The 24548-nt window shown below is 66.3% G+C and carries 23 protein-coding genes and 1 riboswitch; of the genes, 20 read left to right on the forward strand and 3 right to left on the reverse strand.

Going from position 1 to position 24548, the window contains the following annotated elements; translation table 11 throughout:
• The first annotated feature begins 14 nt into the window (after positions 1-14).
• The 14 genes from VARPA_RS19735 to VARPA_RS30280 all read left to right on the forward strand — a co-directional run bounded on the left by VARPA_RS19735 (position 15) and on the right by VARPA_RS30280 (position 13842).
• Positions 15-1010 carry a tripartite tricarboxylate transporter substrate binding protein gene (locus VARPA_RS19735; protein WP_013542346.1) on the forward strand — a complete coding sequence of 332 codons (996 nt, stop codon included), beginning with the start codon at positions 15-17 and terminating at the stop codon, positions 1008-1010.
• A 40-nt stretch (positions 1011-1050) separates the two neighbouring features.
• Positions 1051-1824 (forward strand): ABC transporter permease, encoded by a 774-nt coding sequence (locus tag VARPA_RS19740; RefSeq protein WP_013542347.1) that lies wholly within the window; start codon positions 1051-1053, stop codon positions 1822-1824.
• Between the two features lie 41 nt (positions 1825-1865).
• Complete coding sequence (locus VARPA_RS19745; RefSeq protein WP_013542348.1) at positions 1866-2876, forward strand: ABC transporter substrate-binding protein; 1011 nt, start codon at positions 1866-1868, stop codon at positions 2874-2876.
• A gap of 51 nt (positions 2877-2927) precedes the next feature.
• Positions 2928-3707 (forward strand): ABC transporter ATP-binding protein, encoded by a 780-nt coding sequence (locus VARPA_RS19750; RefSeq protein ID WP_013542349.1) that lies wholly within the window; start codon positions 2928-2930, stop codon positions 3705-3707.
• A 9-nt stretch (positions 3708-3716) separates the two neighbouring features.
• Entirely contained in the window at positions 3717-5147 is a 1431-nt protein-coding gene (locus tag VARPA_RS19755) for an enolase C-terminal domain-like protein (RefSeq protein ID WP_013542350.1), read from the forward strand.
• Positions 5148-5190: 43 nt separating this feature from the next.
• A complete protein-coding gene (locus tag VARPA_RS19760; protein WP_013542351.1) occupies positions 5191-6354 on the forward strand; it encodes a Gfo/Idh/MocA family protein in 1164 nt (387 codons plus the stop codon).
• A gap of 13 nt (positions 6355-6367) precedes the next feature.
• The gene (locus tag VARPA_RS19765; protein WP_013542352.1) at positions 6368-7555 is read left to right on the forward strand and encodes a dihydrodipicolinate synthase family protein; all 1188 of its coding nucleotides are present in this window, start codon (positions 6368-6370) and stop codon (positions 7553-7555) included.
• 8 nt (positions 7556-7563) lie between these two features.
• Complete coding sequence (locus VARPA_RS19770; RefSeq protein WP_013542353.1) at positions 7564-8442, forward strand: sugar phosphate isomerase/epimerase family protein; 879 nt, start codon at positions 7564-7566, stop codon at positions 8440-8442.
• Between the two features lie 48 nt (positions 8443-8490).
• Positions 8491-9597, forward strand: a complete 1107-nt coding sequence (locus VARPA_RS19775) for a DNA glycosylase AlkZ-like family protein (RefSeq protein WP_013542354.1) — start codon at positions 8491-8493, stop codon at positions 9595-9597.
• A gap of 94 nt (positions 9598-9691) precedes the next feature.
• A riboswitch (FMN riboswitch) is annotated at positions 9692-9855 on the forward strand.
• Positions 9856-9955: 100 nt separating this feature from the next.
• Positions 9956-10468: a 6,7-dimethyl-8-ribityllumazine synthase gene (locus tag VARPA_RS19780; RefSeq protein WP_013542355.1), complete on the forward strand. Its 513-nt coding sequence runs from the start codon at positions 9956-9958 to the stop codon at positions 10466-10468.
• Positions 10469-10500: 32 nt separating this feature from the next.
• Positions 10501-11187, forward strand: a complete 687-nt coding sequence (locus VARPA_RS19785; RefSeq protein WP_013542356.1) for a glutathione S-transferase family protein — start codon at positions 10501-10503, stop codon at positions 11185-11187.
• 26 nt (positions 11188-11213) lie between these two features.
• Entirely contained in the window at positions 11214-11594 is a 381-nt protein-coding gene (gene arsC / locus VARPA_RS19790; protein WP_013542357.1) for an arsenate reductase (glutaredoxin), read from the forward strand.
• A 49-nt stretch (positions 11595-11643) separates the two neighbouring features.
• On the forward strand, positions 11644-11844 hold the full coding sequence (locus tag VARPA_RS31150; protein ID WP_144299017.1) for a hypothetical protein: 201 nt from the start codon (positions 11644-11646) through the stop codon (positions 11842-11844).
• 66 nt (positions 11845-11910) lie between these two features.
• Complete coding sequence (locus VARPA_RS30280) at positions 11911-13842, forward strand: alpha/beta hydrolase family protein (protein WP_080559404.1); 1932 nt, start codon at positions 11911-11913, stop codon at positions 13840-13842.
• 253 nt (positions 13843-14095) lie between these two features.
• Here VARPA_RS30280 and queG read toward each other — a convergent pair whose 3' ends face one another.
• Positions 14096-15175 carry a tRNA epoxyqueuosine(34) reductase QueG gene (gene queG / locus VARPA_RS19805; protein ID WP_013542359.1) on the reverse strand — a complete coding sequence of 360 codons (1080 nt, stop codon included), beginning with the start codon at positions 15173-15175 and terminating at the stop codon, positions 14096-14098.
• On the opposite strand from queG, the gene tsaE reads away from it, so the two are divergent.
• From tsaE to VARPA_RS19820, 3 genes are all read left to right on the forward strand, one after another.
• Positions 15161-15676, forward strand: a complete 516-nt coding sequence (tsaE, locus tag VARPA_RS19810; RefSeq protein WP_041942966.1) for a tRNA (adenosine(37)-N6)-threonylcarbamoyltransferase complex ATPase subunit type 1 TsaE — start codon at positions 15161-15163, stop codon at positions 15674-15676. The two genes, queG and tsaE, sit on opposite strands and share 15 nt — an antisense overlap.
• Positions 15673-17169, forward strand: a complete 1497-nt coding sequence (locus tag VARPA_RS19815) for an N-acetylmuramoyl-L-alanine amidase (protein ID WP_013542361.1) — start codon at positions 15673-15675, stop codon at positions 17167-17169. The genes tsaE and VARPA_RS19815 overlap by 4 nt, the downstream gene beginning before the upstream one ends.
• Positions 17170-17326: 157 nt before the next feature.
• A complete protein-coding gene (locus tag VARPA_RS19820) occupies positions 17327-17611 on the forward strand; it encodes a glycine zipper domain-containing protein (RefSeq protein WP_041942967.1) in 285 nt (94 codons plus the stop codon).
• A 70-nt stretch (positions 17612-17681) separates the two neighbouring features.
• Here the strand turns inward: VARPA_RS19820 and VARPA_RS19825 are convergent, their stop codons facing one another.
• Positions 17682-18344, reverse strand: a complete 663-nt coding sequence (locus tag VARPA_RS19825) for a DedA family protein (protein WP_013542363.1) — start codon at positions 18342-18344, stop codon at positions 17682-17684.
• Positions 18345-18393: 49 nt separating this feature from the next.
• Here VARPA_RS19825 and VARPA_RS19830 point away from each other — a divergent pair, with 49 nt between their 5' ends.
• The 3 genes from VARPA_RS19830 to VARPA_RS19840 all read left to right on the forward strand — a co-directional run bounded on the left by VARPA_RS19830 (position 18394) and on the right by VARPA_RS19840 (position 22060).
• The gene (locus VARPA_RS19830) at positions 18394-18885 is read left to right on the forward strand and encodes a GNAT family N-acetyltransferase (protein WP_013542364.1); all 492 of its coding nucleotides are present in this window, start codon (positions 18394-18396) and stop codon (positions 18883-18885) included.
• 114 nt (positions 18886-18999) lie between these two features.
• Positions 19000-20895, forward strand: coding sequence for a DNA mismatch repair endonuclease MutL (mutL, locus tag VARPA_RS19835; protein WP_013542365.1), 1896 nt, complete (start codon positions 19000-19002; stop codon positions 20893-20895).
• Positions 20896-21082: 187 nt separating this feature from the next.
• The gene (locus VARPA_RS19840) at positions 21083-22060 is read left to right on the forward strand and encodes an alpha/beta hydrolase (protein WP_013542366.1); all 978 of its coding nucleotides are present in this window, start codon (positions 21083-21085) and stop codon (positions 22058-22060) included.
• Between the two features lie 236 nt (positions 22061-22296).
• On the opposite strand, the gene VARPA_RS19845 is transcribed toward VARPA_RS19840, so the two are convergent.
• Positions 22297-24543 carry a xanthine dehydrogenase family protein molybdopterin-binding subunit gene (locus tag VARPA_RS19845; protein WP_013542367.1) on the reverse strand — a complete coding sequence of 749 codons (2247 nt, stop codon included), beginning with the start codon at positions 24541-24543 and terminating at the stop codon, positions 22297-22299.
• Positions 24544-24548: the final 5 nt, after the last annotated feature.

Raw genomic sequence — 24548 nt, forward strand, 5'->3', positions numbered from 1 at the left:
GGAGACAAAGAACCATGAAGCGACTCGCACGCAACACCGCCACCCTCACCGCATTCGCTGCGCTCACCGGCCTGGCCGCACTGATGCCAGGCGTTGCATCCGCGCAGAACGGCTACCCGACCAAGCCGATCCGCGTGATCGTTCCCTTTGCGGCCGGCAGCACCACGGACATCATTGCCCGCGCCATCGCCGACAAGATGAGCCAGAGCATGGGCCAGACGCTGGTCATCGACAACCGCGGCGGCGCGAGCGGCACCATCGGCCAGCAGGCCGTGGCCACGGCCGCGCCGGACGGCTACACGGTCATGATCCATTCGTCGTCGCACACGGTGAGCCCGTCGACCTTCGCCAAGCTGCCGTTCGACACGGTGGGCGACTTCGCCGGCATCACGCCGATCTCCTCGCTGCCCAACGCGCTGGTCATCTCGCCCTCGAAGAACATCAAGACGCTGCCGCAACTGCTGGCCGCGGCACGCGCCAAGCCGGGCAGCATGAACTTCGCTTCGGCCGGCCAGGGCAGCGCCACGCACCTGAACGCCGAGAAGTTCAAGATGGCCGCGAAGATCGATGCGACCAACATCCCCTTCAAGGGATCGGGCGAGGCCGTGACCGAAGTGCTCTCGGGCCGCGTCGACTACTACTTCTCGCCCATCGCCCCGGTGATCGGCCAGATCAAGGAAGGCCAACTGCTCGCACTCGCCGTCGGTTCGCCCAAGCGCGCGGCGGCTCTCCCCGACGTGCCCACCACCACCGAGGCCGGCGTGCCCGGCTCCGAGTTCAACTTCTGGATCGGGATGATGGCGCCCGCCAAGACGCCGCGCGACATCGTCAACCGCTTGCACGACGAAGTGGCCAAGGCCCTCGCCACGCCCGAGGTGAAGGAGCGCTTCCTCAAGCTCGGCGCCGACGCGTGGACGCTCAAGCCCGAGCAGTTCGACGCCTACATCAAGGAAGAGATCGCGAGCAATGCGCAGCTCGTGAAGGCCGCGGGCCTGCAGGTCCAGCAGTAAAAAAAGCCCGCCCGCGCCGAGAAAGATCCGAGTCGTCTCCATGCTCCGCAAGCTCCTGCTCTCCCCGGCCCTGCGGCCGTTCCTGCTGATCCTGTTGCTGCTGGTGCTGTGGGACCTCGTGATCCGGCTCTTCAAGATCCCGGCCTACCTGATCCCGCCGCCGTGGGAGGTGGTCAAGCAACTCGTCGCCGAATGGCCGCGCCTGCTCAGCGAAAGCTGGAAGACGACGCTCGCCACGCTCGGCGGCTTCGGCCTCACGATCCTCATCGGCATTCCGATCGCGATGGTCATCGCCTACTCGCGGCTGGTCGAGTCGTACGTGTATCCGCTGCTGGTGTTCTCGCAGAGCATTCCGAAGGTGGCGATCGCGCCGCTGTTCGTGGTGTGGTTCGGCTTCGGCATCCTGCCCAAGGTGATCAGCGCCTTCCTGCTGGGTTTCTTCCCGGTGGTGGTGTCCACGGTGATGGGCTTCAAGTCGGTCGAGCCCGACATGCTCGACCTCGCCCGCTCGATGGGCGCGAGCCGCCTGCAGACCTTCTTCAAGATCAGCCTGCCGCAGGCGCTGCCCGCGATCTTCAGTGGCCTGAAGGTGTCGGTCACGCTGGCCGTCGTGGGTGCCGTGGTCGGCGAATTCGTCGGGTCCAACTCGGGCATCGGCTACGTGCTGCAAGTGGCCAACGGCAACTTCGACCTGCCCTTGATGTTCGCCGCGCTGGTGGTTTTGTCGAGCATCGGCGTGGTCCTTTTCGTCGCGGTCGACCTGGTCGAGCGTTTGATGATCCCGTGGCACGCCTCGCAGCGCCACGTGCAATGAGTTCCTTCGTCATATCCAAAAAACTCCCGGAGACAACCGCCATGAAGAAACTGCTTCCCTCGATGCTCGCCGTCGCCGTCACGGCCCTTGCGACCTTCGCCATCGCACCCGCCCATGCCCAGGCCGAGAAGCCCAAGGACAAGGTCACGCTGATGCTCAACTGGTATCTCTACAGCGAGCACGCACCCTTCTTCCTCGGCAAGGAAAAGGGCTTCTACGCCGAGGAAGGCATCGACCTCGACATCCAGGAAGGCCGCGGCTCCGCCGTCACCGCGCAGGCGGTGGCCGCCAAGTCGGCGACCTTCGGCTACATCGACGTCACCACGATGATCAAGGCCGCCGCGAAGGGCGCGCCGCTCAAGTCGACCGGCGTGCTGTTCCAGGTGAGCCCGATGTCGGTCATGGGCTTCAGCGAGAAGAACATCAAGACGCCCAAGGACATCATCGGCAAGACCGTGGCCGTGACGCCGGGCGATTCGATGTCGCAGATGTGGCCGCTCTTCCTCAAGGTGAACGACATCAAGCCCGACCAGGTGAAGATCGTCTCGGGCGACGGCCAGACCAAGCTCAATGCGGTGACGAACGGCCAGGCCGACCTGCTGCTGGGCTACGTGATGGACCAGGCCATCAAGCTGCAGGACGCCACCGGCAAGCCCGTGACGCCGATCCGCTTTGCCGACTCGGGCGTGAACCAGATCAGCTCCGGAATCATCACCAACAAGAACCTCCTGACCGAGAACCCCGACCTCGTGAAGCGCTTCATGCGCGCCTCGACCAAGGCCGCAGAAGCCGCCGAGAAGAGCCCCGAGTCTGCGGTCGACGCGATGCTCAAGGCCAACCCGAAGGCCGGCGTGCGCGACACGCTGATCGTGGGCATGAAGCAGAGCGTGGCGCTTTATCACACGAAGGACACGGCGAACCAGCGCCCGTTCCGTGTGGCGATGAAGAACGTGAACGACTCGCTCGACCTGCTGGTGCAGTACGGCGGCATGGACGCATCCACGCGCGGCAAGCCCGAGGACTACGTGACCCTCGACTTCCTGCCGAACTGATCTCTACTCCGCGCGCTCGCTCACCTGCTGCTGTCACCTCTCACGCACTCCATGTCCCAAGTCAACCTGATCGAAGCGCGCGGCGTCTCGAAGACCTATCAAAGCAAGGACGGCCCGGTCGAATCGCTCAAGCCGCTGGACTTCGCCATCGAGGAAGGCGAGTTCGTCTCCGTCGTCGGCCCGTCGGGCTGCGGCAAGAGCACGCTGCTGAAAATGGTGGCGGGCCTGCTGCCCATCAGCGGCGGTGAACTCACCCTGGCCGGCAAGCCGATCAGCGGGCCGCAGAAGGACGTGGGCATCGTGTTCCAGAGCGCCGTGCTGCTGCCCTGGCGCAGCGTGGAAGACAACATCCTGCTGCAGGCCGAAATGCGCCACCTGCCCAAGGCGGCCTCGCAGGCCCGGGCGCGCGAGCTGATGGAGATGGCCGGCCTCAAGGGCTTCGAGGGCAAGTACCCGTGGCAGCTCTCGGGTGGCATGCAGCAACGCGCGTCGATCTGCCGTGCGCTGCTGCACGACCCCTCGGTGCTGTTGATGGACGAGCCCTTCGGCGCACTCGATGCAATGACGCGCGAGAAGATGAACCTCGAACTGCAGCGCATCTGGATGGCTTCGAAGAAGACCGTGATGCTCATCACCCACAGCATCCCCGAGGCGATCTTCCTGTCGGACCGCGTGATCGTGATGAGCGAGCGCCCCGGCTCGATCGCGGCCGTGTACGACATCGACCTGCCGCGCCCCCGCACGCTCGACATGATGGCCTCGCCCGAGTTCGGCCAGTACACGAAGCTGGTGCGCGCGCATTTCTTCTCGCAGGGCATCCTGGACCACTGAACGCGAGCCATGGACGCGCCCCGTTTCCACATCGAAGAGATCCGCTTCGCCGAGCGCGACGTGGCGCTCCGGCTGCCGTTCCGCTTCGGTGCCGCCACCGTCACCGCCTGCCCGCAGGTGTATGTGCGGGCGCGCATCCGCTTCGAGAACGGCGGCACGGCCGAAGGCTGCGCGGCCGAGATGATGGTGCCCAAGTGGTTCGACAAGAACCCGGCCCTCAACAACGAACAGAACTTCGAGCAGCTGCGCTTTGCGCTGCGCGATGCGCGTGACGCGTATGTCGGCGAAGACGATGCGCAGACCGCGTGGACGCACTTCGCCTCGAACTACGCTGGACTGCAGGCCCGCGCAAAAGCCAAGGGCCTGCAGGCACTCGTGGCCAGCTACGGCCCGGCGCTGATAGACCGTGCGGTGATGGATGCGCTGTGCCTGCACACCGGCACGAGCTTCGCTGCGGCGATGATCGCCAACCTCTGCGGCATCGACATCGCGGGCAGCGGGCTCGCCGACGATCTCGCAAGCTTCGACATGCCCGCCTTCCTGGCCAGCCAGTCGCCGCGCGCGAGCATCGCGGCACGCCACACCGTTGGCCTGGCCGATGCCATCGACGACAGCGACGCCCTCCCCGATGCGCCCACCGACGGCCTGCCCACCACGCTCGCCGCGGCGGTGAAGCGCTACGGCCTCACCCACTTCAAGCTCAAGCTCTGCGGCAATACCGCGCAGGACATCGACCGGCTCCAGCGCATCGCCCGCGTGATCGATGGTCACGCGCAGCTCGTGACGCTCGACGGCAACGAGCAGTACACCGATGCCGACGACTTCGCCGTCTTCCTCGACCGCATGCTCTCGACGCCCGTGCTGTGGAAGCTCGCCCAGAAGACCGTCTTCGTCGAACAGCCGATCCGCCGCGATGCCGCGCTGGAGCGCAGCGTCTCGGCACTGGGCAAGCGAATCCCACTGCTCATCGACGAATCCGACGCTACGCTCGATGCCTTCGTGCAGGCTCGCGCGCTCGGCTACACCGGTGTCTCGAGCAAGAGCTGCAAGGGCTTCTACAAGTCGGTCGTCAATGCGGCGCGCTGCGCGCACTGGAACGCAACCGAAGGCGAATCGCGCTATTTCCTCTCCGGCGAAGACCTCACCATGCAGGCCGGCGTCGGCGTGCAGCAGGACCTCGCGCTCGTCGGCTGGCTCGGCCTCTCGCACGTCGAGCGCAACGGCCACCACTACGTCAACGGCCTCGCGGCCGTGCCCGAGACGGAGCAGCAAGCCCTGCTGAAGCTGCACCCCGGCCTCTACGAAACCAGCGACGGCGCCACGCGCCTCGCCATCCGCGGCGGACAGCTCGACCTGTCCTCGCTCGCCACCGCGCCCGGCTTTGCCACCGGCAAGCCCGGCGCCGGCATCTCGTGGGACGCCATGCGTTCCGTCTACTGAAGCACCCCTCTCGCACCCCTCTCGAATCTCAAGGAAGAAAACGATGGCCACCCAACGTCTCGGAATCATCATGCACGGCGTCACCGGCCGCATGGGCATGAACCAGCACCTGATCCGCTCGATCTGCGCGATCCGCGCGCAAGGCGGCGTCACGCTGTCGAATGGCGACAAGGTGATGCCCGACCCCATACTCATCGGCCGCAATGCCGAGAAGATGGAAGCGCTCGCCAAGGCCCACAACATCGCACGCTGGGGCACCGACCTCGACAAGGCGCTGGAGAACAAGGACGACACCATCTTCTTCGACGCCGGCACCACGCAGATGCGCCCCACCCTGCTGGCCAAGGCGATCCGCGCCGGCAAGCACGTCTACTGCGAGAAGCCGATCGCAACCAACCTGAACGAAGCCGTCGAAATCGCACGCCTCGCCGAAGGCTCGGGCCTCAAGCACGGCGCGGTGCAGGACAAGCTGTTCCTGCCGGGTCTCCGCAAGCTCGACATGCTGCGACGCGCCGGCTTCTTCGGCCGCATGCTCAGCGTGCGCCTGGAGTTCGGCTACTGGGTGTTCGAAGGCGATCTGCAGCCCATCCAGCGCCCGAGCTGGAACTACCGCAAGGAAGACGGCGGCGGGATGATCCTGGACATGATGTGCCACTGGCGCTACGTGCTGGACAACCTGTTCGGCGAGGTGAAGTCGGTGTCGTGCATCGGCGCGACGCACATCCCCAAGCGTTGGGACGAAGCCGGCAAGCCGTATGAAGCCACCGCCGACGACGCGGCCTACGCCACCTGCGAACTCACGGGCCATAACGGCGAGCCGGTGATCGTGCAGATCAACATGAGCTGGGTCACGCGCGTGCGCCGCGACGACCTCGTGACCTTCCACGTCGACGGCACCGACGGCTCGGCTGTGGCTGGCTTGTCGAGCTGCCGCGCCCAGTCGCGCGTCGCCACGCCGCGCCCGGTGTGGAACCCCGACGAGAAGCAGATGATGAATTTCTTCGACCAGTGGCAGGAGATTCCGGACTCGCAGGTCTACGACAACGGCTTCAAGATCCAGTGGGAGCACTTCATTCGCCACGTGGTGGAGAACGAGCCCTACAAGTGGACGCTGCCCGAAGGCGCCAAGGGCGTGCAGCTGGTCGAGGCCGCGCTCGAATCGTGGAAAGACCGCCGCTGGGTCGACGTGCCCGCGCTGAAGGTCTGAGGAAGAAGCTGCCATGGCACTTTCGCTGACCCTTCCCACCGCGAGCGGATCGCTCGCGCCGTATGACCTGCGCGGCACCGCGCCGGTCAAGCCCGATGCGGGCGTGAAGTTCAACCGCATCGCCTATTCGGCCGCGCACGTCGTGGCCGACCCGCTCGCGGCCGTCGACCCGTGGCTGCAAGCGGCGGTCGATTGGGACACCACCATCGCCTACCGCCGCCACTTGTTCTCGCTGGGCCTGGGCGTGGCCGAGGCGATGGACACCGCGCAGCGCGGCATGGGCCTCGATTGGCCCACGTCGCTCGAACTGATCCGCCGCTCGCTCGATGCGGCGAAAGACGTGGCCGGTGCGCTCGTCGCCTCGGGTTGTGGCACCGACCACCTGAACATCGACGAGGTGAAGAGCGTCGACGACGTGATCCGCGGCTACGAGGAGCAGATGGCCGCCATCGAGGCGCTCGGCGGCAAGCTGATCGTGATGGCGAGCCGCGCGCTCGCCCGCGTGGCGAAGAGCCCCGCCGATTACGAACGCGTGTACGACCGCATCCTGAGCCAGGCGAAGCAACCCGTCGTGCTGCATTGGCTGGGCGACATGTTCGACCCGGCGCTCGCAGGCTACTGGGGCACGAAGGATGTCGATGCGGCGATGGACACCGCCGTGGGCATCATCGCGGCGCATCCGGAGAAGGTCGACGGCATCAAGATCTCACTGCTCGACAAGGACAAGGAAATCGCGATGCGCCGCCGCCTGCCCAAGGGCGTGCGCATGTACACGGGTGACGACTTCAACTACGCCGAGCTGATCGCCGGCGACGGCTTCGGCGATGAGCCGACGCACGGCAAGAGCGATGCGCTGCTCGGCATCTTCGACGCCATCGCGCCTGCAGCCAGCGCTGCATTGGGCGCACTGGCCCAAGGCAACACCGAGAAGTTCCACGCGATCCTCGGCCCCACGGTGCCGCTTTCGCGCCACATCTTCGCGGCGCCCACGCGCTTCTACAAGACCGGCGTGGTGTTCATGGCCTGGCTCAACGGCCACCAGAAGCACTTCACGATGGTGGGCGGCCAGCAAAGCACGCGCTCGCTGCAGCACTTCACGGAACTGTTCCGCCTGGCCGATGCAGCGAACCTGCTGGAGCAGCCCGAACTCGCGGTTCGGCGCATGAAGACGCTGCTGGCCCTGCACGGCGTGGAAGGCTGAGCGAGCCCATGCGCGATTTCTCGCAGAACCACGACTGGCTCTCGATCAACACCGCGACCGTGCGGAAGCAATCGGGCGCCGAGGTGCCGCTGGACCGCATCATCGACCAGTGCGCCGAACGCGGCATCCGCGCGATCAGCCCCTGGCGCGACCAGGTCGCGGCCGTCGGGCTCGACAAGGTGGCGAAGCAGTTGAAGGCGCATGGCATCGGCCTCTCGGGCTACTGCCGCGGCGGCTTCTTCCCGGCGCCCGACGCGGCAGGCCTGGAGGCCGCGCTCGGTGACAACCGCCGCGCCATCGACGAGGCGAAAACGCTCGACGCGCCCTGTCTCGTGCTGGTCGTCGGTGCCCTCCCCGGCGCGCTCGACGGCAAGGCCGCATACACCGACATCGCACGCGCACGCAACGAGGTGCGCGACGGCATCGCCGCATCGCTGGAGTACGCACGCGAGGTCGGCATGCCCCTCGCCATCGAGCCGCTGCATCCGATGCAGGCGGCCGACCGCGCCTGCATCAACACGCTCGAACACGCGCTCGACCTCTGCGACGAACTCGACGCGGGCAAGAGCGGCATGCTCGGCGTGGCGCTGGACATCTATCACGTCTGGTGGGACCCGAAGCTGCAGCAGCAGATCGCCCGTGCCGGCCGCGAACGCCTGCTGGCGTACCACGTCTGCGACTGGCTCACGCCCACGCGCGACCTGCTCTCCGACCGCGGGATGATGGGCGACGGCGTGGTCGAGCTCAAGAAGATCCGCGGCTGGGTCGAAGAGGCCGGCTTCGCGGGCTTCAGCGAAGTCGAGATCTTCTCGAACCTCGACTGGTGGCAGCGGCCCGGGGCCGAGACGCTCGACGTTTGCATCGAGCGGCACCGCAGCGCGGTCTGACGCTTTGCGCCGAAGCGAAAAGCAGCCGCCTGTGCTGCAATTCGCTTCATGGCTGATCCGACCCTCGACGACCTGCGCCGCTACGCGGTCGCGCGCACCCTCTTCAGACCGACCACTTTGCCGAGCGCGATCCGCCAGCTCGGCTTCGTGCAGGCCGATCCGATCCGCGCCCCTGCGCGCGCGCAAGACCTCACGCTGCGCCACCGCGTGAAGGACTACCGCGCGGGCGATCTCGAAAGCCGCTACACGCGCCTCGCGATCGAGGAAGACTGCCTCGTGAACTACGGGTTCCTGCCGCGCGAGCACCTGGCGCTGATGCATCCGCGCGAAGCCAAGCAAGCCTGGGACGCCGACACGCGGCGCAAGGCCGCCGACGTGCTCGCCTATGTGCGCGAGCACGGCCCGGTGCATCCGCGCCAGGTCGAGCAGCACTTCGCGCACGGCCGCGTCAAGAACTACTGGGGTGGCTCGAGCAACGCGACCACGCACCTGCTCGACGGCATGCACTACCGCGGCATGCTGCGCGTGGTGCGGCGCGACAGCGGCACCCGCGTCTACGAAGCCGTGAGGCACATGCCCGCCGACGACAGCCCCGCCGGCCGCGCGCAACGCGCCGCCGCGCTCATCGAACTGATCGTGCGCAAATACGCGCCGCTGCCCGCCGCAAGCCTCACTTACCTCGTGCGCCTGCTCGGCTACGGCGCGCCGCATCTTTCTGCGCAGACACAGGCGGCGCTGCGCCTGGCACGCGAAGAGCTCGCGAGCTGCCACATCGACGGCACGACCTGGTACTGGCCCGCCGACGAGAACCCGGCCTCGAAGCGCCACGCGCCCGACGAAGCGGTGCGCCTGCTCGCGCCTTTCGATCCGGTCGTGTGGGACCGCCGCCGCTTCGAACTGCTGTGGGGCTGGACGTACAAGTTCGAGGCCTACACGCCCGCACCGAAGCGCCAGTTCGGCTACTACGCGCTGCCGCTCTTGTGGCACGACCGCGTGATCGGCTGGGCCAACGTGACCGCGCCCGGCGGGCAACTGCAACCCAGCTTCGGCTATGCCGGCAAGAAGCCGCGCGATGCGGCCTTTCGCGCGGCACTCGATGAAGAGTTGCACCGCATGACGCAGTTCCTCGCGGGGCGTGCGTCGCCGATGAAATAAATCCCCGCGCGGCCCAAGGTCTGGCGCGCGGGCGACAACCCTCTGCTGCAGAGGGCTTCTAGAATCGCGGCCGTCGTCCGGTTCGCCGGGCGGCAAGCGTTCTCAGGGCGGGGTGCAATTCCCCACCGGCGGTGATGGCAGCTGAAAAGTTGCACAAGCCCGCGAGCGCCCAAGGCCTGCGCAAGCAGGCCGAGGGGTCAGCAGATTTCGGTGCGATTCCGAAGCCGACGGTCACAGTCCGGATGAAAGAGAGCGCGAAATGCGGGCACGCCCGCGCGCTCTGCCATGCATGAGCGCGCGGCTGGCTTTGCGGTTTCGTGCGCCCTGATTCAGGAAACCTGCTTTTCAGAGGCACACCATGAGTCAGATCAACGACCTTCCCCTCTCCGCCATCACCGCGTCGAATTCGTCGCGCGGCGAGCGCATCGCATTCGTCGAAGCGCAGTGGCATTCCGACATCGTCCACCAGGCACGCGACGCCTTCCTCGAAGAGATGGCGCGCCTGGGCGTGGCGCGCGAGCTCATCGACGTCTTCGATGTGCCCGGCGCCTTCGAGATCCCGCTGCACGCCAAGCGCCTGGCCAACTCGGGCAAGTACGCAGCCATCATCGGCTGCGCGCTCGTGGTCGATGGCGGCATCTACCGCCACGAGTTCGTCGCGAACACGGTGGTCAGCACGCTGATGTCGCTTCAGCTCGAGACCGACGTGCCGATCTTCTCGGCTGTGCTCACGCCGCACCATTTCCACGAGCATGTGGAGCACCGCAAGTACTTCCATCGCCATTTCGCGATCAAGGGCACCGAAGTGGCCGAGGCCTGCTTCAAGACGCTCGAAGCACTGAAGAAGGTGGACGCGGCGCTGGCTGCGTGACAACCGGGGGCCGTCCGCAGTAATCTGTGCGGATGGCTTCTTCTTCACCTGCCTCCGAAGACCGCTACATCCTCTACGGCGCGCCCGGCTCGGGCGCCACGCCGGTCCATGCGGCGCTGACGCTGATCGGCGCACAGGTCGAGACCGTCGACGTCGCCACGTGGGAGAGCGATGCCGAGCGCGAGCGCGTGTCCAAGGTCAATCCGATGCGGCAAGTGCCCGCGCTCGTGCTGCCCTCGGGCGAAGTGATGACCGAGAGCGCGGCCATCCTCCTCTGGCTCGGCGACCGCTATCCCGAAGCGGGGCTCTGCCCCGCACCCGGCGATCCGCTGCGTGCGCGCTACCTGCGCTGGATGGTCTACCTGCCCGCGGCCATCTATTCGCTCTTCTGGGTGCGCGACGAGCCCACGCGCTTCACGCCCGATCCTGCGGCGCAGGCCGTGATGCTCGAGCGCACGGCCGAACGCATCGCGCAATGCTGGCACCTCATGGACACGCAGATCGACGAACCCGCGCCCTACCTGCTCGGCGAGAAGATCAGCATGCTTGATTTGTACGTGACGGTGCTGTCGCGCTGGGCGCCGCGGCGCCGGCGCTTCTACCGCGTGGCGCCGCGCATGGCGCACGTGGTGCGGCGCGTGGATGCCGACCCCAGGTTGGCCGAATTCTGGGCCGCGCGCTTTCCGTTCTCGATGGACGAGGAAGCCAAGAAGGACTGACGCCCGCGCTTCCGATAATCGACGCCATGACCGCACGCACCCCCACCACCGACTACCCGATGACGATCTATCACAAGCCCAACTGCAGCACGTCGCGCAACGTGCTGGGCTTGATCCGCGAAAGCGGCGTGGAACCGACGATCGTCCTGTACCTGGAAACGCCGCCTTCGAAGACGAAGCTGCGCGAACTCACGAAGGCCATGGGCATGACCGCGCGCGATCTGCTGCGCACGAAGGAAGCGCCGTACGAAGAACTGAAGCTGGCCGATCCGAAGTGGAGTGACGACCGACTGTTCGATGCGATCGTGGAGAACCCGATCCTTTTGCAGCGCCCGATCGTGGTCTCGCCGCGCGGCACGCTGATGTGCCGGCCGTGGGAGCGCGTGCGCGAGATCCTGCCTGCTTGAAAAAAATCCGAAGAAGCGTTCTGGCCCTATCGCGCCGATGACATGCGCCATGCAAGCGCGACTCCTGAGCGCCTGCGATCGATCCTGCGTGACATCTGGCTCAAATGCCTGTCTCGCAAAAGGCAAAAGCAAGCGGCCATTCATCACCCATCACCCAAGCCACGACGCCTATCTCGTGGAATATTTCACAGATGATGCAACGCTGGCGCAGTGGAAAACCCGCGATCTGATTCAGTTCACCCGTACCTGACAGTGTTAACGCTCATCTCTTCCTAGACTCCGGCCGCTCGGAAGTTTCAACAAAGGGAGATAGCTCATGAAGTCATGGAAGATCGCGTCGACGTTGTGCACGGCGTCGGTAATTGCCGCTTGCGGTGGCGGTGGCGGTGGGAATGGAAATGGAGGAGGTTTCGCGCCGCTCCCCGTTTCTTCCGAATCGAGTCTGGCGATGGTGGATGGCGGGGCGCAACTGACCGTCAACCAGACGGACGGTGCAACGCCACCGGCGCCTAACGGCAGAGGTTCATTGATAGTCAGCCCACCCGCACTCCTGCACAAGCTCTCGGCCGATGAGTTCAGTCTTCGTCTCGAAGAACATCCGGCACTCAAGCAAGCACTCAGTGCCATTCCGCTGGCAACCGGAAAATCAGCCGTTGCATGCGGCATCGATCTGCACGAACTGGAATACCGCACGGGCGATGAAAAAGGTGCAATCACCAACGCCAACGGTGTCATCATGATTCCCACCGGTGCCAGCCCCATGTGCCAAGGCCCGCGGCCCATCGTGCTTTATGCCCACGGGACCTGGTTCACACGCGAGTACACCTTCACCAAGCTCCTCGATTCGACGCAACCTGCAGCGGCAGAAGGCATGCTGGTGGCCGCAGTCTTTGCATCTCGCGGGTACATCGTGGTGGCGTCCAACTACGCGGGTTACGGAAAGTCGAATCTTCCATATCACCCGTATCTCAATGGCGACCAGCAGGGTAAAGACGTGGTCGATGCACTCACGGCCGCACGCAAGGCCTTGCCGCAGATCGGCGGCAAAGACTCCGGCAAGCTGTTGGTGACCGGTATCTCTCAAGGTGGCTATGTCGCGATGGCGGCGCATCGCGAGTTGCAGGCCACGGGTCAGTCGATCACGGCATCGGCGCCCATCTCGGCACCCTCTGCCATCAGCCTGTTGGTCGATCACAACTTTCAGGGGCTGACTTCCAATGGGGCGACCGCCTTCTTCCCGCTCCTGTCGACCCCTTGGCAGAAGCAGTTTGGCGATCTCTACGTCGATCCGAGAGAAATCTACGAAGCGCGATACGCCAGCGGCATCGAAGCGTTGATGCCGAGCAACGAGCCGCTGAACAGCCTGTTCACGAGCGGCAAGCTCCCCGTGACCGAGATGTTTCCGGAAAGCGACAAGCCGTCGGTTGCGAACCCGTGGTTCAAGCAAAGCGGTGACGCGAACTTGATCAAGAGCACCTACATCAAGGCCGCGCTGAAAGACATCAAATCCAACTCTTGCCCCGGCAACACAATGCCGCCCTTGGCAGAGCTTCCCGAACTGGCGGAAAGGAATGTGGACTACAGGCTCTCGGGCGCGAAGGACGTGGTCGATAGAGCCAAGTCCGTCGGTCTCGATCTGGCAGTACCCGGATTGATCGTTGAGTTGTCAAGCCAACGCCGGCTAATCGAGTGGGCGATTTCTCATATATATACGATTCCCGGCGAGGTATCCAAAGCCGCATCTGTCATCACGGAGGCCATTCTTCACCTGGATGCGGGAGAAAAATTCAAACTCCCAAGCGAAGAGGTGAACAAATATGCAACGACCCCTGGTGCAAAAAACCCGCTCGACTGCAAGCCTCAGAACGCATTTCGCAAAGCGGCAGTTGCGAACGACCTTCGCAATTGGACGCCACAACGTCCGGTGATGATGTGCGGCGGTGGTCTGGATCCGACCTTGAACTTTCGCAGCACGCTGGCAACCGCAGCCTACTTTCGTGCCAACGGAATGGCCGATGACAAGTTGAAGGTCATCGATCTGGAGACAACACCCGCTCCGGGCGATCCGTACGCTTTTGCCCACATTGGTTTCCGGATCATGTCGGCCGCCAGTTGGAAAATCTGGAGCCCCACTGCGTCTCGCGACAAGACACGCGACACCTTGCTTTCGTATCACCCAAGTCTTGTGAGCCCACCCTGCCTGCTCGCGGCCCGCAGCTTCTTCGAAAGCCACGCAGGCGAAAACTGAGTGCGAGAGCATCGGGCCACTTTCACTGCGGCCGCGCGTGCAGGCAATCGTCTGCTGCGCGAGCCGCACTGAACGACACCGGTCCGATCTCTCGGTCTTCGTCCTGGCGCACGCCGATGCGGTGCGTTACGGATCCGGCACACGGCCATTTGTCTGGGTGCCGTGCCTCACACCCCATGTGTGAATACCTTGTCGGTGAAGCTGCGGTGGCGTATAGGCTTGCCGCCGGGGACCGAAGCAATCCGGCGAAACGTCACGGCGATGCCGTCGCGTCCTGTGCAAGCCCCCATGCGACATGCTCGCGCACCAGTTCGCTCGGGTGCGAGGCGCGCGTCGCCAGCGCCTCCTTCGCGCCTCCCTCGCCCGCTCTCACCGCATTGCCAAGCGCCACTGCTATGTTGCGCAGCCATCGCTCATGCCCGATGCGGCGTATCGGGCTGCCCTCGGTGCGGCGAAGAAAGTCGTCCTCGGTCCACGCGAAGAGCTCGGCCAGTGTGCGGCCCGTGAGCCCTTCGCGCGCGTCGAAATCCGGCAGCGCGCTCTTCTTCGCAAATTTGTTCCAGGGGCAGATCAACTGGCAGTCGTCGCAGCCGTAGATGCGGTTGGCCATCAAGGGCCGCAGTTCCTCCGGGATGGGCCCGCCGTGTTCGATGGTGAGGTACGAGATGCAGCGCCGCGCATCGAGCCGCCGCGGCGCGACGATGGCCTGCGTCGGGCACACGTCGATGCAGGCACTGCAGCTGCCGCAATGCGCGGTGACGGGCTCGCTCTCGGGCAGCGCCATATCGACATAGATCTCGCCGAGAAAGAACATCGAGCCCGCGTCGCGGTCGAGCACCAGCGTGTGCTTGCCGCGCCAGCCTTGGCCGCTGCGCGATGCGAGCTCGGCTTCGAGCACCGGCGCCGAATCGGTGAAGGCGCGGTGGCCGAACGGGCCGACCTCCTCGGCGATCTTCTCGGCCAGTTTCGCGAGGCGATTGCGCAGCACCTTGTGATAGTCGCGGCCCCGCGCATAGACCGACACGATGGCCTCGCCGGGCCGCGCGAGGCGGTCGAACTCGATCGCTTGCCACTCGGGCGGCGTGTCGCGCGGCAGGTAGTCCATGCGCGCGGTGATCACGCTCACCGTGCCCGGCACCAGCTCGGCGGGACGCGCGCGGCGGGTGCCGTGCGTTTCCATGTATTGCATCTCGCCATGGAACCCATGGGCCAGCCATTGCATCAGACCGTCCTCGGCGCTCGATAAATCGACGCCCGCGATTCCGATTTGGGAGAATCCGAGTTCCCGGGCCAAAGCCTGAATACGAACAACGAGTGGATGGCTGACGATCACTTGCCGATTGTAGAAACGCCCAAGGGCACCCCACGCACCCGCGTCCTGCGCTGGGGCAGCGAAGCCGACACCGACGCCTTCGCGCAATCGCTCGCCGCCTCGCCCGCATTGCGCGATGCCTTCATCGCCCTCGAAGGCGATCTGGGCGCCGGCAAGACAACCTTCGTTCGCCACCTGCTGCGCGCCCTGGGCATCGAGGGCCGCATCAAGAGCCCCACCTATGCGGTGGTCGAGCCCCATGAGGCGCCCGACGGCCTGCAGATTTTCCATTTCGATTTCTACCGCTTCGCCGATCCGCGCGAGTGGGACGACGCCGGCTTCCGCGACATCTTCGCGGGGCCGGGCCTCAAGCTGGCCGAATGGCCGGAAAACGCCGCGGGCCGCACACCGATTGCGGACCTCGCTATTAAAATAGAAGCAATGACCGACGACACACGCAGCGTGACCCTCCTCGCGAACACCCCTCGCGGCAGCGATCTGCTGGCGCGCATTGCCGCATGAAGGCGGGTGGACTGAAACGGCGCGTGCTGCTGCAGGGCGGCAGCATCGCGCTGATGCTCGGCGTGCACCAGATCGCACGCGGCGCCACCATCCTCGCGGTTCGCGTCTGGCCCGCGGCCGACTACACCCGCGTGACCATCGAGTCCGATGCGCGCCTCACCTCGCAGCAACTCGTGGTGGGCAGTCCGCCGCGGCTGGCGGTGGACATCGAAGGCATCGAGCTCAACAGCGAACTGCGCGAACTGGTCGGCAAGATCAAGCCGGGTGATCCGTACATCAACGGCCTGCGCGTCGGGCAGAACGCACCGACGGTCGTGCGCATCGTGTTCGACCTGAAGCAGACGGTGCGCCCGCAGGTCTTCTCGCTCGCGCCCGTGGCGGCCTACAAGCACCGGCTGGTACTCGACCTGTATCCCGAGCAGGCCATCGATCCGATGGAAGCGCTGATTGCCGAGCGGCTGCGCGATGCGCCCAAGCCGGGCAGCGGCATCAACAATGGTTCGTCGGTGGCGGGCATTGCGCCCGCAGCGCCGGTGCGTCCCGCAATGCCCGCGGGCGATCCGCTGGGCGATCTCATGGCACAGCAGTCGATGCGGCCCGGCCCGGCGGCGCCCGCGCCGCCGGTAGTCGCAGGCGTCGACCGTCCTTCCGCACCGCCCGTGCTCGTGGCACCGGCACCGCTGCCGCCCGTGGTGGGCACCGCGCCGGTGAAGCCCGTGCCGCCGCCCGCCGCGGTCGCACGCGGCGGCGCCACCGCGAGCCGCACCGACCGCATCATCATCGTGGCGCTCGACCCCGGCCACGGCGGCGAAGACCCCGGCGCCACCGGCCCCAGCGGCACGCGCGAAAAAGACATCGTGCTGCAGGTCGCCTTTCGCCTGCGCGACCGCATCAACGCGGGCAGCGTCAACGGCAACCCGATGCGCGCCTTTCTCACGCGCGATGCCGACTTTTTCGTGCCTCTGGGCGTGCGCGTGCAGAAGGCGCGGCGCGTGCAGGCCGACCTGTTCGTGAGCATCCACGCCGACGCGTTCACCACGCCCGCCGCGCGCGGCGCCAGCGTGTTCGCGCTGAGCCAGAGCGGCGCATCGAGCAGCGCTGCGCGCTGGCTCGCCAACAAGGAAAACGACGCCGACAAGGTCGGCGGCGTGAACGTCGGCAACCACGAGGCGCAGGTGCAGCGCGCGCTGCTCGACATGAGCACGACGGCGCAGATCAACGACAGCCTGAAGCTCGGCGGCGCGATGCTCGGCGAGATCAAGGGCATCGGTGCGCGGCTGCACAAGGGCCAGGTCGAGCAGGCCGGCTTCGCGGTGCTGAAGGCGCCGGACATTCCGAGCGTGCTGGTGGAGACAGCCTTCATCAGCAACCCCGAGGAAGAAGCCAACCTGCGCCGCGTCGACTACCAGGAAAGCCTGGCCGATGCGCTGATGCGCGGCATCCAGCGTTACTTTGCGCAGAATCCGCCTTTGGCGCGCAGCCGGCAGCTCTGATCCCTCGGGTGCCGCGCTTTGTAAAGCCAAGGCACGCTTTTTTTGTCCCACGCAGACCGGCCCATCACACCGCACAGGCAGGCGCGGCAGGCTCCTACACGAGGCAGGCGGCACTTTTGCGGATGATGAATCCATCACTCCTCGAAAGGTGCACATCATGAAGACACGTCTCTGGATCGCTGCAGCTGCAGCCACTTCGGTCATGACCATTGCGGGCTGCGCGAGCGGCCCCAACCAGAACCTCGGTACTGGTGTCGGTGCGGTCGGCGGTGCGCTGGTGGGCAATGCCATCGGCGGCAACACGGCCAGCACGGTGGGTGGTGCGGCCATCGGCGGCATCATCGGGAATCAGGTCGGCCGCAATGCCGACGAGCGCAACTACAACCAGCAGCGCTATCCGCAGGGCAGCAACTACTACCCGAGCAACGGGCCGCGCTATTGAGCGGTTTCCAGCGATTGGCTGAATGAAAAAAGCGCGCCTCGGCGCGCTTTTTCCTGTCCGCTGAAACGCCTCAGGCCTGGGCGGCGGCCCTCGCCTTTTCGGCCTTCGACGCGCGCCACGCACCGAAGATGGCCAGCAACCCCGGCACGAAGATCAGCGCCCAGATGATCTTGTCCAGATGCTGCCGCACGAACGGCAGGTTGCCGAAGAAATAGCCGGCCGTCGCGATGCCCAGCACCCAGATCAGCGCACCCACCACGTTGTACATGGTGAACTTCGCGCGGCTCATCTCCGCCACGCCCGCCACGAACGGCGCAAACGTGCGAATGAACGGCATGAAGCGCGCGAGGATGATGGTGATGCCGCCATAGCGTTCGTAGAAGCTGTGGGCCTGGTCGAAGGCCTTGCGGTTGAAGAAGCGCGAGTTCTCCCACTGAAAGACCTTCGGCCCGAAGTAGCGGCCGATCGAATAGTTGGTCTGGTCCCCGAGGATAGCCGCCGCGATCAGGATGCCGCACGCCAGCGGAAAATTCATGAGCCCCGCGCCGCACAGCGCGCCGACGATGAAGAGCAATGAATCGCCCGGCAGGAACGGCATCACCACCGCACCGGTTTCCACGAAGACGATCAGGAAGAGCAGCGCATAGACCCAGGGGCCGTAGGCAATGACAAAGGCCTCGAGATGTTTGTCGACGTGAAGGATGAAGTCGACGAGAAAGCTGATGATTTCCATGGCCGCGGATTATCCTTGTTGAGGTCCCGCCTCCTTTTCGAATCCCCCCATGATCCACATACGTGAAGCCCTCGAGGCGGACTGGCCCGCCATCTGGGCCGTGCTCGAGCCGACCTTTCGCCGCGGCGACACCTACACCTTTGCCGCAGACGTGACCGAAGACGAGGCACGCCATGCATGGACGAAAGTTCCCACTGCCACCTTCATCGCGTGCGACGAGCAAGGCGCGGTGCTCGGCACCTACGTCATCAAGCCCAACCAGCCCGGTCAGGGCGCGCATGTGAGCAACTGCGGCTACGTGGTGTCCGAGGCGGCGCGCGGCCTGGGCGTCGCGTCGGCGCTGTGCGAACACTCGCAGCAGCAGGCACGGCGCATGGGCTTTCTGGCGATGCAGTTCAACTTCGTTGTGTCCACCAACGAGCGCGCGGTGCGGCTCTGGCAGAAGATGGGCTTCGACATCGTCGGCACCCTGCCCGGTGCGTTTCGGCATCCGCAGCATGGCTTCGTGGATGCCTTCGTCATGTACAAGCAGTTGTCATAGAGAACACGCCGGTACAGCTGCCGTCAAGTCCGCCGATGCCGCACCGAGCGGACCGGCAAGGGACTCTTCCGGTCAGGCCCGGGCCAGGATTGTTTGCACTTCTAAAATGCCCCGGTGAGCGCACTACCCTCCTCCATTTCCCCCTCTCCCCGCCGCCCAATCCGCGAGCTCCCCGACGAGCTGATCAGCCAGATTGCCGCCGGCGAAGTGGTCGAGCGGCCGGCCTCGGTGGTGCGCGAACTGCTCGACAACGCCCTGGATGCGGGCGCGAGCCAGGTCACGGTGCGGCTCGCCTCGGGCGGCGTGCGGTTGATCTCGGTGGAAGACGACGGGCTGGGTATTCCGCGCGAAGAACTCACGGTGGCGCTGCGCCGCCATGCCACCAGCAAGATCGCGAGCCTGGACGACCTGGAGACGGTCGGCACCATGGGCTTTCGCGGCGAGGCGCTCGCGGCGATCAATGCGATTGCCGAACTCAGCATCCTCTCGCGCTTCGGCGGCGCCGACAGCGCCTTCGCGCTCGATGGCCGCACCGGCGAGCTGCGCCCGGTGGCGCGCTCTGTAGGCACCACCGTCGAAGTGCGCGAACTCTTCTTCGCAACGCCCGCACGCCGCAAATTCCTCAAGACCGATGCCACCGAGCTGGCCCACTGCATCGAGGCCGTGCGCCGCCATGCGCTGGCGCGGCCCGAGGTCGGCTTTTCGGTGTGGCACGACGGCAAGCTGGTCGAGCAATGGCGCGCCGCCGACGCGCGCGAACAGCGGCTGGCCGATGCGCTCAGCGATGACTTCGTGGCCAAGAGCGTGGCCGTCGAACACCTGGGCGGCGTGGTGCGCGTGGTCGGCCGTGCCGGTATTCCCGATGCGGCGCGCTCTCGAGGCGACCAGCAGTTCTTCTACGTCAACGGCCGCTTCGTGCGCGACAAGGTGCTCTCGCACGCGGTGCGCAGCGCCTATGAAGACGTGCTGCACGGGCAGCGCCAGCCGATCTATGCGCTGTACCTTGAAATCGATCCGTCGCGCGTCGACGTGAACGTGCACCCGACCAAGATCGAGGTGCGTTTTCGCGATGGCCGCGAGGTGCACCAGGCGGTGCGCCACGCCATCGAGGACGCGCTGGCCGCGCCGCGCGCCGGGGATGCCGTGGCGCCGTCCGGTCCGCCGGAACCCTTTTTCAGGGAGACCAAGCTGCCCGAGAGCGCGAGCTGGTCGCAGCCGGCCATGAATTTCGTGGCGCGGGAGCGCGGTGCCGGCGATTTCGAGGCCATGTGGCCGCGCCGTACCGACGAACTCGGGCACGCGCCCGATTCCACACCCTCGCACTGGCCACTGACCGGTGCGGCACCGATGGCCTTCAGGGCGCCCGTCGGGCTGCCTCCGAGCCCCGCGGAAGACGCCTCGGCACCCGCCGCCACCAACGACGAGGCCTGGCCCCTCGGCCGCGCGCTGGCCCAGTTGCAGGGCATCTACATCCTGGCCGAGAACACCCAGGGACTGGTGGTGGTCGACATGCATGCGGCGCACGAGCGCATCGTCTACGAGCGGCTCAAGACGCAGCTCGACGGCGCCGCCATCACCAGCCAGCCGCTGCTGATTCCCGCGACCTTCGCGGCCACGCCGCAGGAAGTGGCCACGGCCGAGGCCTGTGCCGAGGTGTTGCCGACGCTGGGACTGGAAATCACCGCGTTTTCGGCACGCACGCTCGCGGTGCGCGCAGTGCCCGGCACGCTGGCGGATGGCGACCCGGTCGAGCTCGCGCGCAGCGTTCTGGCCGAACTGGGCCAGCACGACGCCAGCACCGTGGTGCAGCGCGCCCAGAACGAATTGCTGTCCACCATGGCCTGCCACGGCGCGGTGCGGGCCAACCGCAAGCTCACCATCGACGAGATGAACGCACTGTTACGCCAGATGGAAGCGACCGAGCGTTCGGACCAGTGCAACCACGGCAGGCCGACTTGGCGCCAGCTGTCGATTCGCGAGCTCGACACGCTGTTCATGCGCGGCAGATAGCCGAATCGGCGCCGTTTTCAGGGTTTTCGAGGATTTCCCGGGGTCATCCGGGGACCGGGCACGCACGTTGCATGGTCTAGCCAAAGCGCCGTCGAGCGCTGTTTCGGAGGGTTACCAGGGCGCAACGCCGGCGCGCCGTGGTGAAAGCGGATGAAACTTTCGGCCGGTATCGCTGTCCCTCAACCCCATGATGAAACGCTGGACCCTCCTCGCGTCTGTCCTCTCGCTGTGCGCCCTGCTCGCTGCCGGTTGCTCCACGTTCGACGAACAACAGCGCGAATGGATCTTTCAGCCCAGCGACCGCAGCTGGGGCAATACCGCCACCATGACCCAGGGCATGGAGGACGTCTGGATCGATTTCCAGTCGTCGATCACCGGCGAACCCGCGCGACTGCACGGCCTGTGGCTGGGCGGCGCCCCTGAAACCACCGAAACCCCCGTGCTGCTGTACCTGCACGGCGCGCGTTACAACGTGGCCGGCTCGGCGCCGCGCATCCAGCGCATGCACGAGCTGGGTTTCTCGGTGCTGGCCATCGACTACCGCGGCTTCGGCAAGAGCTCCAAGGGCCTGCCGTCCGAGGAATCGGCCCGCGAAGACGCCCGCGCCGCCTGGACCTGGCTGGCCGCGCGCCACCCCAAGCAGCACCGCTACATCTTCGGCCACTCGCTGGGCGGCGCCATCGGCATCGACCTGGCGGCGCATGTGAACGACGAGAGCGGCACCATCGTGGAGAGCACCTTCAGCTCCATCGCCGATGTGGTCAGCAGCTTCAAGTGGGGCTGGCTGCCGCTGGGCCCCTTCATCACGCAGCGCTTCGAGGCCATCAACACCGTCAAGGACATCGGCGCGCCGCTCTTGGTGGTGCATGGCACGGCCGACAGCCTGATCAACCCGACGCTGGGCCGCAAGCTCTATAACGCGGCCACGGTGCCCAAGCTGTTCGTGCTGGTCGAGGGCGGCTCGCACCACAACACCAATTCGATAGGCGAGGCGCAGTACCGCGCGGCGCTCACGCAGCTGTTCCGCATGAAGCCCGACAACATGGTGGCGCGCAACCAGCCGAAGCTGTCGCCGCCCGCACTGGCCCTGCCGCTGCCGCCCGCGGTGGCGCCGCAGGACGTGCGCGGCGAGGCGCGCGCGAGCAGCGTGCCCGCGGCGATCTGAAGCCCGATCCGCCAGCCCGCTCCGTTAACGCCGAGCCCCGCTCCGTTAACGCCGAGCCCCGCTCCGTTAACGCCGAGCCCCGTTCCGTTAACGCCGAGCCCCGTTCCGTCAACGCGGAGCTCCAATCCGTTCACGCTGAGCCTGTCGAAGCGCCGCGCGAGGCTTCGACAAGCTCAGCCCGAACGACCATGGCTCCGGCTCTGGTTTTTTCAGACCACAGAACCCAATAGCGCGCGTCAAGCCAGGTTGAAAGGCAGTTGCCGCAAAGGCTTGCCCGTCAATTGCGCAATCGCATTGGCGAACGCCGGCGCCAGCGGCGGCAGCCCCGGCTCTCCCATCCCCTTGGGCGCATCGGCGCTGGGCACGATGTGGATGTCGAACTCCGGCACCTGCGTGATGCGGGCCACCGTGAAATCGCCGAAGTTGCCCTGCTGCACGACACCGTCCTTCAACGTGATCGCGCTGCCTTGCAGGCAGGTCGACAACCCCATCACCGCCGCACCCTGCACCTGCGCTTCCACGCTGCGCGGGTTGACGGCCAGGTTGCAGTGCACGCCGCTGGTCACGCGGTGCAGCACCGGCTGGCCGTCCTTCACTGAAGCTTCCACCACATAGGCAACCACCGACTCGAAGGACTCGTGCACCGCCACGCCCCAGGCGCGGCCGTCCGCGAGCTTCTTCTTGCCGTAGCCGCTCTTGTCCACGGCCAGTTGCAGCGCAGCGCGATGGCGCGGGTGCTTGTCGCCGAAGAGCTGCATGCGGTAGGCCACCGGGTCCTGCTTCGTGCTGCGGGCGATCTCGTCGATCAGCGTCTCCATCACGAAGGCAGTGTGGGTCGAGCCCACGCTGCGCCACCACAGCACCGGCACGTTGACCTGCGGGTGGTGCACCGTGAGGCGCATGGGCACGGGGTACGGATCGCGCATGCCTTCGACCGCCGTGGCGTCGATGCCGTCCTTCACCATCATGCCGGCGAACACCGTGCCCGCGGTGATCGACTGGCCCACGATGACATGGTCCCACGCGAGGATCTTGCCGCGCTCGTCGAAGCCGATGCTGGCGCGGTGCAGGTGCATCGGGCGGTAGTAGCCGCCCTTCATGTCGTCCTCGCGGCTCCACAAGAGGCGCACGGGCGCATCGAGGCCGGCGGCGCGCGTGGCCTTGGCGATCTCGCAGGCCTCGACCACGAAGTCGCTCGAGCCCACGAAGCGACGGCCGAAGCCGCCGCCCGCCATCTGCACGTTCACCTTCACCTGCTCGGGCTTGAGCTTCAGCGTGCGTGCCGCGGCCTGGCCGTCGAGGTCGGCGGACTGGGTGCCGACCCACAGCTCGGCGCGGCCGTCCGACAGCTTCACCGTGCAGTTCAGCGGCTCCATCGGCGCGTGCGCCAGGTAGGGAAACACGAACTCGGCCTCGAGCTTGTGCGGCGCCTTGGCCAGCGGCGCCATGTCGGCGTCGAACTTGCGGTTGCCGGGACGGCCGGCCAGCTCGCGGTACTGGACCAGTTGCTTGTCGCTGTCGACCTTTTCCACGGCGGACGTGTTCCATTCCAGCTTGAGCGCGTCGCGGCCCAGCTTGGCTGGCCAGTAGCCATCGGCCACCACGGCCACGCCTTCGGCGCCGCGGTCCAGCGGAATGCGCACCACGGCCTTCACTCCCTTGACTGCGCGCGCGGCGCTGTCGTCCACCGAGGACAGACGCGCACCGAACACCGGTGGGTGCGCGACCACGGCCGTCAACTGGCCGGGTTGCTTCACGTCGATGCCGAAGTCCTGCCTCCCGCTGCTCTTGGCGCGCGCGTCCAGGCGCGTGGTCGCGCGGCCGATGATCCGGAAATCCTTCGGGTCTTTCAGCACGACCTTCTCGGGCACCGGCAAGGCCATGGCCGCTTCGGCCAGCTCGCCGTAGCTCAGCTTGCGGCCGCCGGGCCCGATCACCGTGCCCGCCTGCGTGCGCAGCGTGGCGACGTCGACCTTCCAGCGCGCCGCCGCGGCCGACATCAGCATCGCCCGGGCGCGGGCGCCCAGTTCGCGGTACTGCGTGAAGCTGTTCTTGATCGTGTTCGAGCCACCGGTCAGGTGGATGCCGAAGAGCGGATCGGCATATGCGGCATCGTTGGTGCCGCTGCGGCTGCGCACCAGGGCCCAGTCGGCGTCGAGTTCCTCGGCCAGGATCATCGGCAGGCCGGTCTGCACGCCCTGGCCGAATTCGAGGCGGTTGATGGTCACCATGACTTCGCCGTTGGGCGCGATCTGCACGAAGGCCGAAGGCTGCTGCGTCGGCTTCAAGCCGCCGGCCGCTGGCTTCGCGCCGTCGGCCTGTGCCATGGCCATGTGGGGAAAGGCGCCGAGCACGAGGCCGCCGGCGCCAGCCATCTTCAGGAAGCTGCGGCGAGGCAGCGTGGCGGCTTCGTCAGCCGAGGGTTGGGCCATCAGGCGCTGCAGCGCGCGCGGCAAGTCGTTGTAGTCGATGTTGGGCAACATGGTGG

The sequence above is a fragment of the Variovorax paradoxus EPS genome, assembly GCF_000184745.1.
Classification (GTDB): Bacteria; Pseudomonadota; Gammaproteobacteria; order Burkholderiales; family Burkholderiaceae_C; genus Variovorax; species Variovorax paradoxus_C.

Excerpts from the sequence above, each read along its gene's own strand:
- VARPA_RS30280 (WP_080559404.1), top strand. The coding sequence starts at position 11,911 with ATGAAGTCATGGAAGATCGCGTCGACGTTGTGCACGGCGTCGGTAATT.
- VARPA_RS19830 (WP_013542364.1), top strand. The coding sequence starts at position 18,394 with ATGATCCACATACGTGAAGCCCTCGAGGCGGACTGGCCCGCCATCTGG.
- VARPA_RS19745 (WP_013542348.1), top strand. The coding sequence starts at position 1,866 with ATGAAGAAACTGCTTCCCTCGATGCTCGCCGTCGCCGTCACGGCCCTT.
- VARPA_RS31150 (WP_144299017.1), top strand. The coding sequence starts at position 11,644 with ATGCAAGCGCGACTCCTGAGCGCCTGCGATCGATCCTGCGTGACATCT.
- VARPA_RS19765 (WP_013542352.1), top strand. The coding sequence starts at position 6,368 with ATGGCACTTTCGCTGACCCTTCCCACCGCGAGCGGATCGCTCGCGCCG.
- VARPA_RS19740 (WP_013542347.1), top strand. The coding sequence starts at position 1,051 with ATGCTCCGCAAGCTCCTGCTCTCCCCGGCCCTGCGGCCGTTCCTGCTG.
- VARPA_RS19815 (WP_013542361.1), top strand. The coding sequence starts at position 15,673 with ATGAAGGCGGGTGGACTGAAACGGCGCGTGCTGCTGCAGGGCGGCAGC.
- VARPA_RS19785 (WP_013542356.1), top strand. The coding sequence starts at position 10,501 with ATGGCTTCTTCTTCACCTGCCTCCGAAGACCGCTACATCCTCTACGGC.
- VARPA_RS19840 (WP_013542366.1), top strand. The coding sequence starts at position 21,083 with ATGATGAAACGCTGGACCCTCCTCGCGTCTGTCCTCTCGCTGTGCGCC.
- VARPA_RS19760 (WP_013542351.1), top strand. The coding sequence starts at position 5,191 with ATGGCCACCCAACGTCTCGGAATCATCATGCACGGCGTCACCGGCCGC.
- VARPA_RS19770 (WP_013542353.1), top strand. The coding sequence starts at position 7,564 with ATGCGCGATTTCTCGCAGAACCACGACTGGCTCTCGATCAACACCGCG.
- VARPA_RS19825 (WP_013542363.1), bottom strand. The coding sequence starts at position 18,344 with ATGGAAATCATCAGCTTTCTCGTCGACTTCATCCTTCACGTCGACAAA.
- VARPA_RS19820 (WP_041942967.1), top strand. The coding sequence starts at position 17,327 with ATGAAGACACGTCTCTGGATCGCTGCAGCTGCAGCCACTTCGGTCATG.
- VARPA_RS19735 (WP_013542346.1), top strand. The coding sequence starts at position 15 with ATGAAGCGACTCGCACGCAACACCGCCACCCTCACCGCATTCGCTGCG.
- VARPA_RS19755 (WP_013542350.1), top strand. The coding sequence starts at position 3,717 with ATGGACGCGCCCCGTTTCCACATCGAAGAGATCCGCTTCGCCGAGCGC.
- VARPA_RS19780 (WP_013542355.1), top strand. The coding sequence starts at position 9,956 with ATGAGTCAGATCAACGACCTTCCCCTCTCCGCCATCACCGCGTCGAAT.
- VARPA_RS19845 (WP_013542367.1), bottom strand. The coding sequence starts at position 24,543 with ATGTTGCCCAACATCGACTACAACGACTTGCCGCGCGCGCTGCAGCGC.
- tsaE (WP_041942966.1), top strand. The coding sequence starts at position 15,161 with ATGGCTGACGATCACTTGCCGATTGTAGAAACGCCCAAGGGCACCCCA.
- arsC (WP_013542357.1), top strand. The coding sequence starts at position 11,214 with ATGACCGCACGCACCCCCACCACCGACTACCCGATGACGATCTATCAC.
- VARPA_RS19775 (WP_013542354.1), top strand. The coding sequence starts at position 8,491 with ATGGCTGATCCGACCCTCGACGACCTGCGCCGCTACGCGGTCGCGCGC.
- VARPA_RS19750 (WP_013542349.1), top strand. The coding sequence starts at position 2,928 with ATGTCCCAAGTCAACCTGATCGAAGCGCGCGGCGTCTCGAAGACCTAT.